General features: G+C 56.9%; 10 protein-coding genes. 4 read left to right on the top strand and 6 right to left on the bottom strand.

The window, feature by feature from the left end; genetic code table 11:
• Positions 1-52: 52 nt before the first annotated feature.
• The 6 genes from ACR0FB_RS00150 to pyrH all read right to left on the bottom strand — a co-directional run bounded on the left by ACR0FB_RS00150 (position 53) and on the right by pyrH (position 6,648).
• On the bottom strand, positions 53-1,168 hold the full coding sequence (locus ACR0FB_RS00150) for an NUDIX domain-containing protein (RefSeq protein WP_480619232.1): 1,116 nt from the start codon (positions 1,166-1,168) through the stop codon (positions 53-55).
• Between the two features lie 27 nt (positions 1,169-1,195).
• Positions 1,196-1,636, bottom strand: coding sequence for a TrgA family protein (locus ACR0FB_RS00145; protein ID WP_171632910.1), 441 nt, complete (start codon positions 1,634-1,636; stop codon positions 1,196-1,198).
• 15 nt (positions 1,637-1,651) lie between these two features.
• Positions 1,652-2,860 (bottom strand): class I SAM-dependent methyltransferase, encoded by a 1,209-nt coding sequence (locus tag ACR0FB_RS00140; protein WP_480619231.1) that lies wholly within the window; start codon positions 2,858-2,860, stop codon positions 1,652-1,654.
• A gap of 69 nt (positions 2,861-2,929) precedes the next feature.
• Entirely contained in the window at positions 2,930-4,354 is a 1,425-nt protein-coding gene (locus tag ACR0FB_RS00135; protein WP_480619229.1) for a cryptochrome/photolyase family protein, read from the bottom strand.
• A 50-nt stretch (positions 4,355-4,404) separates the two neighbouring features.
• Positions 4,405-5,631: an aminotransferase class V-fold PLP-dependent enzyme gene (locus ACR0FB_RS00130; RefSeq protein WP_480619227.1), complete on the bottom strand. Its 1,227-nt coding sequence runs from the start codon at positions 5,629-5,631 to the stop codon at positions 4,405-4,407.
• Positions 5,632-5,895: 264 nt separating this feature from the next.
• Positions 5,896-6,648, bottom strand: coding sequence for a UMP kinase (pyrH, locus tag ACR0FB_RS00125; RefSeq protein ID WP_152457773.1), 753 nt, complete (start codon positions 6,646-6,648; stop codon positions 5,896-5,898).
• Positions 6,649-6,745: 97 nt separating this feature from the next.
• On the opposite strand from pyrH, the gene miaA reads away from it, so the two are divergent.
• The 4 genes from miaA (at position 6,746) to ACR0FB_RS00105 (ending at position 12,319) form a co-directional block, all read left to right on the top strand.
• Positions 6,746-7,639, top strand: coding sequence for a tRNA (adenosine(37)-N6)-dimethylallyltransferase MiaA (gene miaA / locus ACR0FB_RS00120; RefSeq protein WP_480619225.1), 894 nt, complete (start codon positions 6,746-6,748; stop codon positions 7,637-7,639).
• Between the two features lie 355 nt (positions 7,640-7,994).
• Positions 7,995-9,659 carry an ABC transporter substrate-binding protein gene (locus tag ACR0FB_RS00115; RefSeq protein WP_171723401.1) on the top strand — a complete coding sequence of 555 codons (1,665 nt, stop codon included), beginning with the start codon at positions 7,995-7,997 and terminating at the stop codon, positions 9,657-9,659.
• 136 nt (positions 9,660-9,795) lie between these two features.
• A complete protein-coding gene (locus tag ACR0FB_RS00110) occupies positions 9,796-10,842 on the top strand; it encodes an ABC transporter permease (protein WP_152457770.1) in 1,047 nt (348 codons plus the stop codon).
• 13 nt (positions 10,843-10,855) lie between these two features.
• Positions 10,856-12,319 (top strand): ABC transporter permease, encoded by a 1,464-nt coding sequence (locus tag ACR0FB_RS00105; protein ID WP_171723402.1) that lies wholly within the window; start codon positions 10,856-10,858, stop codon positions 12,317-12,319.
• Positions 12,320-12,394 lie beyond the last annotated feature (75 nt).

Raw genomic sequence — 12,394 nt, 5'->3', positions numbered from 1 at the left:
TTGGTATCTTCGAAGATTTACAGGCGCACTGCCGGGACCACAAGCGCGATAGTCACGCGCGCAAACGATCCCGATGGCGGGCCAGCCAGTAAGCCAGAGACACCAGCTGCAAATCCTTGAAAAGATGACGGTCTGTCATATCGATGAACGCGTCGAACGGCAGTATCCGACTGCGAATATCTTCGCCTTCTATATCAAGACCGCCGGTGATGGTTGTCTGGGTCAAGTTGCCAAGCCCGACGTAGAGATACATGAAACCCGTCGACGACCCGCTGGAGGAATACGCCCCGCCCGCATATTCCAGCCTGTCAAATCGAACTCCGGCTTCCTCCATGGCTTCGCGATGTGCCGTCTGTTCCGGCGTTTCGCCGGGGTCGATCATCCCGGCAACCGCTTCCCAAAGCCAGGGCTCTGGATCATCGATCAAAAACACCGGCGGTCTGAACTGCTCGACCAAAAGCACGGTGTCGCGGATCGGGTCATAGGGCAGAACGGACACGGCGCTGCCCTGCATCAAACCGCCCCGGTGCAGCACCGGACCCATGCTGCCGTCATGCTGCCGGTGCTGAAGGTCTATTTCCTCCATCCCGAAATAGTCGACGTAAACGCGTTCGTGCCGGTGCACGATTACGTCTTCGGCTATGTTCCGCAGATCGCCGGTTCGCCGTTGCCTGGCCATGATCTTTGCCCAGGCACGGGTTTGAATGGCACGGACACTGCGCGCCATGGTTTTGGGATCGACTTTGCCGAAATAGGCCATTTCTTCTTCGGCGGCGAGCGCCGTAACCTCGCCCAATTTGTCCGCCCAGCCCTGCAACGACCACAACTCACCGGGTTGCCACGCGCCCGGGGTCGGAAAAAAGACCTGCGCCTGTGCTTCGCCCCCGTCCTCCAGAATGACCGTCAACGATTTCAGGTCATAGTCGAAGGATCCTTCGTAATAAGCCAGTCTGGCCAGATCATCGGAGGACAGGCCCTGCACCAGCAGACCTTCGGCAGCGGCGCCCTTGGCGGGCAGGATCATCGGGAAATCCTGCCCCTGAACCGCGTGAACCGCGTGATCGCACAGCTTGGCAGCGTGAAACGTTATTTCGCTCAGCGGACGGCCCAGGACACGCTGCAACAGCGGCAGATACCGCAACGTTCCATAGAAAAACAAATCAGACAAATTCAATCTCTCTTGTGACGAAACGATTCAGCGCCATTTGCGACTGGCCTGTTCCGTGGCCAGACCGGCGACAACGGCGCCTATTGCAAGCGTAACCAGAATTTCGGGATAGATCAGCTGCTTGCCATAATCGATTCCAATCGAAAAAATGGCCATCACAGCTTCGAACGGACCGCCATATCGATTGCGCATTGCAAGGTCGAACATGCGGTAGCACCCCTGCACGAACAGTGCCCAGAAAATCAGCGAAGCAACGCCGGTCAGGCCGTTGTTTATGCCCGCGGTCCAACCACGCCCAGCGCGCTTGCCCATGATTTTCCAACCACAGATCGCACCAAGAGCCATGTTCACATAAGTGAAGTAGCCATAGTCCTTACCCTCTTCGCCGTTTTCGATAACCATGCCTGAAACAAGAAAGGCCAGCACGACGAGACAAACAGCGGCGACGAGACGCGAGGCAGTGGGCATGTGACGGTCCGTGAGTTAACTTGGTTTTGCTATTGTGATCTGTGTCACATCGCAATTGCCCGTGTCAAAGGCCGCACCGCACGCAGTCAAATAATAATTCCACATGCGGCGGAAACGCTCATCAAACCCCATGTCCGAGATCTGATCCCATTTGTCGTTGAACGTTTCATACCAACGGCGCAGAGTCAGATCATAGCTTTTCCCGAATTCCTTCGAATGCACGACTTTCAACCCGGCCTGATCGATCTGCTGACGCAGGATGGTCGGCGACGGTAGCATCCCGCCGGGAAAGATATATTTCTGAATGAAATCAACGCCGTTCTTGTAAAAATCCCAGCGGTGATCACCCACCGTGATGATTTGCAAGGTTGCCTGGGCACCGGGCTTCAACCTCTCACGAACGGTTTCGAAATAGACCGGCCAGTACTTCTGACCCACGGCCTCGAACATTTCGATGGAAGCTATTCCGTCATAGACCCCGCGTTCATCCCGATAGTCTTGCAGCTTGAATTCAACCCGATCTGATAGACCAGCTTTTTCAATACGTTTCTTGGCGTACTTGAATTGCTCCTCACTGATGGTCAGGCCGGTGACACGCAAACCTCGTTCCTTTGCGGCATATTCCGCGAAGCCGCCCCAGCCACATCCGATCTCCAGTACATGGTCACCTGGTTTGGCACCCATCTCGTCCACAAGACTTGCGTATTTGGCGATCTGGGCCTTCTCGAGGCTTTCCTGCCCAGACACAAAAATCGCGCTGGAATAGGTCATCGTGTCATCCAGCCAAGAACTGTAAAATTCGTTACCCAGATCGTAGTGATACGAGATATTCTTCTTGGCTTGGGCCCTGTTGTTTCTGTGCAGCCAGAACCGCAGCCGTTCATAGGCCTGAACAAGAAACTGGCCCGTAAACCCGTCATAAACGGTCTCGGTTCCAAGATGCACAAGATCCATGAAAGATCGCAGATCGGGTGTACTCCAATGTCCGTCCAGATACGCATCGGAGAAACCCAGTTCTCCTTCGCGGATCAGGCGCGCAAAGACATCGTCGTCGTGAATATCGACCTGTGCCACCGGCCCGGCCTTTGCGCCTTCTGCGCGAAACGTGCGACCGTCGGGTAGTCTGATATCAAGACGCCCGGTTTCCATCCGGTTCAACATTTTAAAGACCTGGGTGAAATATCTGGGCAGGTCTTTTTGCCCTTCGGTCGTCGTCAGGATCATCCGCTCTCCCCTCTGCGGTACGCCCACAAAGCTAGGCGGCGAAATTGTTTCTGGCAAGTTTTCAGTTCCTTAGTGGGGTTTTCGGCTTTCATATGCGCGTAACGCGCGGGTCCGCCCTTCGGGCAATTCGACTATGGGTTTGGGGTAATCCGCATCCGGACGCAGCCCCCATGAACGCGGGACGGCATCAAAATACGACAAAGCGGATTGACTGGGTTCGGTGTAACCTTCAGCGATCCAGCGACGCGTAAAATTCCCGTCAGGATCGAATTTTTCGGCTTGCGTCTGGGGATTGAAAATCCGAAAAAACGGGGATGCATCGGGCCCAGATCCAGCAACCCACTGCCAGCCCATGGCATTGCAGGCCGGATCCCAGTCGATCAGGCAATCCTCGAACCATGTCATCCCTATTTTCCAATGAGTCATCAAGTGCTTGGTCAGATAGCTTGCGACAATCATCCTCGCCCGGTTGTGCATTCGACCCGTCACATACATTTGCCGCAGCCCGGCATCGACAACAGGTATTCCAGTTCTGGCCTGCCGCCACGCAGTGACTTCGGGATGGTCCGGATCAGTATTCCAGGGAAAACTGTCCCATTCAGGCTTCCAGTTGGAAGCCACCAGTTGGGGCGTGTGATACATCAGGTGATAGGCAAACTCGCGCCAGACGAGTTGACGTAGATAGGCATCGGCACCGGGTGTACCGGTCAATGCGGCCCTTTGGACCATATGCCAGACTGTACGCGGCCCAATTTCACCCAAAGACAGGTATTCCGACAGATTGGACGTTCCGTCCTGATCCAACCTGTCCCGGTTGTTGGAATAGTGAGAAATTCGCTCAAGAAACGCCTCTAGATGATCCAGAGCGGCCTGTTCGCCGGGTTTTACATGAGGGCGAACGACGGCCGCGCCCCTGTTCATGGCATTCCCCATCTGCCAATCGCTCAATTTGTCAGAAGCGGGCCACGACACCGGGGCCTGCAAATCGGCAACCCGCGCATTGGGAAATTGTACATCCCGCCCCTGAACCGCACGCCACATGGGTGTGTAGACCCTGAATGGATGCCCCGACTTGGTGGCGACGGTCCAGGGTTCGAAAAGAAGATGCCCGGCAAATGACTTTGCCGTCACTCCTTCTTTTGTAAGCACAGACTTGATCTTCCTGTCACGTTCGATTGAGGCCGGATCGTAAGCGCGGGACCAGAAGACGGAGGTTGCGCCGGTCTCGGCCACAACCCGCTGCACCTGTTCAAGCGCGGCGCCGCGTCGGAAAATAAGTCGGCTGCCCATATCTGCCAGTGACGCTTTGAAAGCCTCCAACCCCAAGCCCAACCGCCACTTCGGCGCGGCCCCCATCTGTTCGACCAGATGGTCATGAATAAACAAAGGTATGACCGGACGGCCACTTTCGGCCGCCGCAGTCAACGCGGGGTGGTCCGACAGACGCAAGTCCCGTCGAAACCACAAAATGATCGGAGCCTGCTGTTGCTTCACAATACGCCCTTGAGGTTTTTTGATTTCTACGCACCCTCAAGAGTAGTGGATCACAAAACGCGCTCAAGAGCCTCCAAAAGCTGATCAACTTCCTGCTTCGTGGTGTAATGGGTGAAGCTGACCCTCAAAACACCCTGCGCCGGGTCGACGCCCATCGCCTGCAAGGGGCACACCGCATAGAAGTCTCCGCCACCCGCCATGACACCGTATTGCGCCAGTTCCGCCGCAACCGGTTCAGCCGGACGGTTCAACGAAAGCGCGACGGTGGGCGCGCGCCGGCTGGCATCGGAAGGACCGATCAGGCGCACAGCGTTTCGATCCTTTACCGCATCCAGAACCGGTTGCAGCAACGACACTTCGTGTGATCGCATCAGATCGTGGACAAATACGCCCTGTTCCGCCGCGCCCGTCTCGGGCCCGCCATGGTGGGCGCAAAGCAGCTTAACATAATCCACCATGCCTGCACAGGCCGCAATCTGCGCGTGATCGGGGCCAGCCGGGGTGAACCGCTTGTAAAGGACGTCACCGTTGAAATAATGCGCCTGGTTGGGCAACAGCTCACCCAATGTGCGGCGGATGACCATGCACCCCTGATGCGGGCCATAGGTCTTGTAGGCAGAAAACAAATAGATATCCGGCCCCAGATCACCAACATTCGGAAATCCGTGCGGGGCGTAGGATACGCCGTCAACGCAGACAAACGCACCCGCCGCATGCGCAATAGCAGTGATCTCGGTGACCGGATTGATCTCGCCAACGACATTTGAGCAATGCGGGAAACAGACCAGACGCACTTTTTCGTCCAGCATGTTTTCCAGATCCTGAGGGTTCAGCGACCCGGTTTCGGGGTCGATCTGCCATTCCCTCACCTCTATCCCGGCCTCGACCAGACGACGCCATGGGCCAGAGTTGGCTTCGTGATCCTGATTGGTCACGACGATCGCCTCGCCGGGCTTCATCCATTGCCGGAACGCCTGCGCCAGGACATAGGTGTTCTGGGTGGTTGAAGGGCCAAAACTCAACTCATCCGTGTCGACTCCCAGAATTGCAGCCATACGCGCACGCGCCTCGTCCATTTCGGCACCCGCAAGGCGGCTGGCCTCATATGGGGCGTAAGGCTGAACCTTGCGCTGCGTGTAGAACCGCGTCAGCCGGTCGATTACTGGTTTGCAGGTGTAAGACCCACCTGCATTTTCGAAGAACGCCTGCCCTTGCAGGCTGCGTTCTGAAAAGGCCGGGAACTGCGCCCGAACGAAATCGATATCCAGAGATTTCATGCCTCATTGCTCCTTAGTTGTGCAGTCAGATCAATGAGATGCCCGCGCATGTTTCCGGACATCTCAGAAATCATGGCAGGTCTTCCAGCCCAGCCTGTGCTTGGGCCTTTGGCCGACGAAACACGGGGCAGCCCTTCGTCTTGGAAGGACAGCGATACTTAGACAGGGCCGTTCACAACCGTCAAGCCAAAGCAAAACAAAAAAGCCCCGGCTCGATGCCGGGGCTTTGAAAGCTTGCGGAATTGTCAGGCGACTCCTTTGGCTTCAACCCTGAACCTTGGTATAGGTCCCCTCGCCCGCGAGAATTCCGCGGAAGCCGCCGGGCTCATCAAGCCCAAAGACGATCAGGGGCAGATTGTTGTCGCGTGCCAGCGCGATGGCCGAAGCATCCATGACCCGCAACCGTTTGGCCAGCACGTCATCATAGGTCACGGTATCATAGCGTACGGCGTCAGCGTGTTCCGCTGGGTCTTTGTCATATACGCCATCCACTCCGTTCTTGCCCATGAAGATCGCCTCGCACGCCATTTCGTTGGCGCGCAGGGTGGCTGCGGTGTCTGTCGTGAAATACGGGTTGCCAGTACCGGCGGCGAAGATACAGACCCTCTTCTTCTCGAGGTGTCGAACAGCCCGGCGGCGGATATAGGGTTCGCACACCTCGTCCATGCGAATGGCCGATATCACGCGGGTGAACACTCCGATCTCTTCCAGTGCGGATTGCATCCCCAGCGCGTTCATCACCGTGGCCAACATGCCCATATAATCCGCCGTTGTCCGTTCCATGCCCTGGGCTGAACCGCTCAGGCCGCGAAAAATGTTTCCACCGCCGATGACCATGCAAATCTCAACGCCCAGATCGTGAACCGATTTCACTTCTTGCGCGATGCGTTGAACTGTTGGTGGGTGCAAGCCGAATCCTTGATCCCCCATCAATGCTTCGCCTGAGATTTTCAACATGACCCGATTGTACTTTGTTTTCGGGGTCTCGGCTGTTTCAGAAGAAGGGGAAAGGCTCATGTTGCGCTCCGGGCTGGCACGGGGTTAATTTCCGGCGCAAAATGAAGCAAAAGCTCCGCAGGTTCAATGCGGTTGGTGAGGATAGAGGCAACCGCGCATGACCCGGCGATCGACAGACCTGCTTTTTCGGCAACTGCCGCCTGTTCCGGACGACAAGCCGGTTCTGATCGCGGGGCCCACGGCGTCCGGGAAATCAGCACTGGCTCTGGAGATCGCCGAACGGCATGGCGGGGTTATCGTCAATGCGGATGCGAGTCAGGTTTATGACTGCTGGCGCGTCATCTCGGCCCGGCCGTCCGCCCAGGAAGAAGCCCGCGCGCCGCATCTGTTGTACGGGCACGTCGCCTATGATCAGGATTATTCTACCGGCCATTGGCTGCGAGAGGTCCTGCCTCTGTTAACGGGGCACCAGCGCCCGATCATTGTCGGTGGGACCGGATTGTATTTCTCGGCCCTGACCGAAGGCATGGCCCAAATTCCTGCGACGCCACCCGAAGTTCGGGCCGAGGCCGATCAGATGTACATGGTAGACCTTCTGGAGGGGGTCGATGCAGACACGCTTGCAAAGCTGGACATTCACAACCGTGCCCGCGTGCAACGCGCATGGGAGGTGCAGCGCGCCACAGGTCGCAGCCTGTTGTCGTGGCAAGCCGAGACACCCCCACCGGTACTTCGGCTGAACGAGACCCTGCCGATCGTTTTTGACGTTGATAAAGCATGGCTGCTGAACAGGATAGAACGCCGCTTTGACCAGATGCTGGAACAGGGCGCGATCGAGGAAGTGCGTGCCATGCAGGACCGGTTCGATCCCACCCTTCCGTCCTGCAAGGCCATAGGCGTGCCGGAACTCAGGGCATATCTGGACGGCGCGATGACTTTGGATCAGGCGCGCGAGCGCGCAACCATTGCGACGCGTCAATTCGCAAAGCGTCAACGCACCTGGTTTCGCGCCCGAATGAAGGCCTGGAATCACATCGATCCCACTAGGTGATACCCGGCACGTCTGACATTGCACAAGCAAGATGCCCCGCCAGCTCTCGAAGCTTACGAGAACTTAATGATTTACTGCGGTTTCCCTTAACAAACCAGGAAAACAATGGGTAAGTCGGCATCGTTTTGGGCTGCTGGAAGAAATGCGTCTTCACGACTTCAACGGATCGCGAATGTCGTTTTTGTACTACTTATGACGATTTCGAACATTGACCTTATCAGAAATCTGGTGCCGAATAACGACATGGGGATGAACAGAGTCCAAGAAACAAAATCCTTCACTCTGGCGACCGTAAGAAACCGGGTCGCGTAGAGCCATAATCAATCAACAAAATCAGTGTCACAGGGAGACATCCATGACGAATACCGTATCCACCGAAGACAAGGTGCACTGGGCGGCAGCGATGCACGCTCAGGAATACCGCGACGGCAAGCTAAGCCGAAGGGAATTCATGACGCGCGCAACCAGTCTTGGGGTTACTGCCGCAGCGGCCTATGGCATGATCGGATTGCCGACACCTGCTTTGGCCGAAACAGCAAAGCAGGAAGGCGGCACGCTGCGTGTGCAGCAGGAAGTCCGCGCCCTCAAAGATCCCAGAACCTATGACTGGTCGCAGATCGCAAACGTGACGCGCGGCACGCTGGAATATCTGGTCGAGTACAACTCGGACGGATCGTTCCGTGGCATGCTGCTGGAAAGCTGGGAAGTCAACGATGACGCAACCGAATACACTCTGAATGTCCGTCCGGGCGTCAAGTGGAACAACGGCGACGATTTCACGGCTGACGACGTTGCCCGCAACATTGCGCGCTGGTGCGACAAGAGCTCGGAAACGAACTCGATGGCGGGCCGCTTTGCAACCCTGATCGACGCGGATACCGGTCAGGCCGGTGAGGGTGTCATCGAAGTCGTCGACGCAACTACGGTCAAACTGAACCTGCCAAAGCCGGATATCACCCTTATTCCGGGCATGGCCGACTATCCCGGCGCGATTGTTCATAGCTCGTTCAGCGAGACTGACCTGCTGAACAATGTTGGAACCGGCCCCTATCTGATGGACGAACTTGAGGTTGGCGTAAAAGCCGTTCTGGTTCGCAACCCGGATCACACTTGGTGGGGTGAAGAAGTGTACGGCCGCCCTGCTCTGGACCGTATCGAGTACATCGACTACGGAACCGACCCTTCTGCCTGGTTGGCGGCGCTGGAATCCGACGAAGTCGACATGCTGTATGAATCGGTGGGTGAATTCATCGACGTGATGGACGGGCTTGGCTATGTGAAGTCAGAAGTGGTAACTGCCGCGACCATCGTTATTCGTCCCAACCAGCTGGCCGAGATCGACGGGCAAAAGCCTTATGCGGACAAACGTGTCCGGCAGGCCCTTCAGATGGCCGTAGACAATTCTGTTTGTCTGGAACTGGGCTATGGCGGTCGCGGAGCGCCGGCGGAAAACCATCACGTAGCACCGTTGCATCCGGAATATGCCGAGCTTCCACCGCAAAAGGTTGATCCCGCGGCAGCCAAGGCGCTGATGGACGAAGCCGGTTTTGGAGATTTCGAGCACGAGATCATCTCGATCGACGATGACTGGCGCCGCAACACCACAGATGCCGTTGCCGCGCAGCTGCGCGATGCCGGAATCAAGGTCAAGCGGACCGTTCTGCCGGGCAATACCTTCTGGAACGACTGGGCCAAGTACCCGTTCAGCTCGACCAACTGGAACCCGCGTCCGTTGGGTGTTCAGATTTGGGCGCTTGCTTATCGTACGGGCGAAGCCTGGAACGAGTTCGGCTATGCGAGCCCCGAGTTTGACGCCATTCTGGAAGAGGCGCTGGCCATTGCCGACGCGGACAAGCGTCGCGAAGTCATGGCGCGTGGCGAAGCACTGCTTCAGGAAGATGGGGTTACTATTCAGCCCTATTGGCGCTCGCTCTATCGCCACATGAAAGAGGGTCTTGTTGGAACCGACATGCATGTGACCTTCGAACACCATCACTACAAGTGGGGCTGGGCTGCCTAAGCACTGCAATCCACACACGAGGGGCGCCTGACACGGGCGCCCCTTTCCAGCCGCAGACTTGCCGACGCGGGGTCGGACGTCCGAGGCCAGAAAATGGTCCAATGATCTGCGGAATACCTGAACAACAGGGGCCACCATGGGACTATTCATCCTACGACGGTTCGGAGTGATGCTGCTTACGGCATTATGTCTGACATTCGTCGTCTTTTTCCTGACCAACCTATACCCGAACCTTGAAAAGCTGGCGAAAACGCAGGGCAACCAGCGTATGTCGGATGAGCAGGTCGAAGCCTGGTTGGAAAACCGCGGCTACTTGCAGCCGACACTCGTTAAATACGGCCAATGGTTGGGCGTGATGCCCGGGTTCCAGAATACACTGGAAGATGGCCAGTTCGTGGGAACCTGCACAAGACCCGGTTCGACTGCAGAGGACACGGCAAGATATTGTGGTGTTCTTCAGGGCGATTGGGGATACTCAACCGTTTTCAAGGAAGAAGTCGGAACCATCGTTGGCAAGCGCTTGGGCAACACAGGTTACCTGATGTTCTGGGTTTTGGTCCTGATGGTGCCATCTGCACTGATCGTTGGTGTACTGGCCGGGATGCGAGAGGGATCAGCCCTGGATCGATCATTGTCGACCTTCTCAATCATCACGACAGCGACACCGGAATACGTATCGGGCGTTATCTTCATCGCGATCTTCACCTCGTCCACCGTGGGGCTGAAATGGTTCAAGGGAACCGCGACGCAAGCGATGGAGAACCCGACATTCGAAAACTTCTTCCTGCCGGTTCTTACCATTGCGCTGTACGGTATGGGCTATATCGCCCGGATGACCCGCGCTTCGATGACCGAAGTGATGACGGCGCAATACATCCGGACCGCACGGCTGAAGGGTGTCTCGTTCCCGAACATCGTCATGAAACACGCCTTGCGCAACGCGTTGATCGCGCCGTTCACGGTTATCATGCTGCAGTTCCCATGGCTGCTGAACGGCGTGGTGATTGTTGAAACCCTGTTCAACTACAAGGGTTTCGGCTGGGCGCTGGTTCAGGCCGCTGGCAACAACGACATCCAGCTTCTGCTGGCGATCTCGGTCGTGTCGGTCTTCGTGGTTCTGATAACGCAGCTGATCTCGGATATCGGCTACGTTTACCTCAACCCGCGCATTCGCATTTCATAAGGAGGGTGAGATTATGGAACCACTAACCTGGACCGGCTCTATCGCCTTCCTGAACCCACTGCTGATGATCGCACTGGCAGCACTTTTCCTGTCGATCCTGGTCTGGATCATCGCCAGTATCTTTTTGCCTGAACAGCAGATTGTCGTGAACCCGGATGGATCCGTCAGTTCTGGCGGCGGTGTCCGTGGATTGATCCAGCTTGCGCTGCACTACAGTTTCCTTGCCAGCGTGGGATTGGCCGTGGCTTATCTGGTGCTGGGCATCCTGATGGGCACTGGCGCAGGGATCATCGGCGCCATTTCCCAGCAATTCCTGCCTGTATGGGTCGCGCTGATCATCATGTTCGCCATGTCCATCGCCTTCAAACGACGGTTGGGGTTGTACGGCAAACTGTATGACAGTCCCATCGGAATGATCGGCTTTGGCCTTGTGATGTTCTGGGTCTTTACCGGCATCTTCGGCGCGCTTGATCTGATCGTGACCCATGACCCTCTGACACAGATCTCTGGCATGAAGAACAAAGTGCCGGGAACGCCTCTGCCAAATCTGGAGGACGGCGAGTATGCCTGGTATCTTCTGGGCGGTGACAATCTGGCGCGTGACGTATTCAGCCGGATGGTCAAGGGGGCCTGGGTTGTGGTGCAAATTGCACCGCTGGCAACGATGTTCGCCTTCATGGTCGGCATTACGCTGGGGCTTCCCGCCGGTTACTATGGGGGCCGTTTTGATACATTCCTGTCCTTCCTCGCCAACCTGATCCTCGCCTTCCCGGTGATCCTGCTGTTCTACCTGCTGGTGACACCGGAGATCGTGGCGACCGGGGTGCCGAACTACATGGCGGCCGTACTGTTCGTGTTCCCGATCCTGTTCATCGGCGTATTGCTGAATTCACGCTATTACACGCGCCCGAATTTCCGTACGCCGTTGCTGATCGGTGTTCTGGGTGTTGCGATCTGGCTGTATCTGTCGCTGATTTCGACCGGTGGCTACATCATCAACACCGACGCCTACCGGATCTGGGGCCTGCCGACCTATCTGGACCTGTTCGATATCCCCGGCGGTATTCTGGTGGTGTTCGTCTCGGTGGTCTTCGTCAACTCGCCCACGGTCTTCCGTATCGTGCGCGGCCTGGCGCTGGATATCAAAACCCGAGATTACGTGGCTGCAGCCCAGACACGCGGCGAGGGGCCGTGGTACATCATGCTTTGGGAAATCCTGCCCAACGCACGCGGCCCCCTGATCGTCGATTTCTGTCTGCGCATCGGTTACACCACCATTCTTCTGGGGACTTTGGGCTTCTTCGGACTGGGCCTTCCGCCGGAAAGCCCGGACTGGGGATCCACGATCAACGAGGGGCGCAAGCTGCTGTCGATCTACCTGCACCCTGCCCTTCCTCCTGCCTTTGCACTGCTGTCGCTGGTTCTTGGTCTGAACCTGCTGGCTGACGGTCTTCGCGAGGAAAGCCTGAAGGACTGATGTGATCGAGGCCGGGGGGCCAGCCCCCCGGACCCCCCGGGATATTTTTGGCCAGATGAAGGGGATCCCCGCATT

Source organism: Ruegeria sp. P10 (assembly GCF_056534925.1).
Note: the sequence above shows the minus strand (reverse complement) of the source record. Positions and strands in the feature narration are given on the sequence as shown.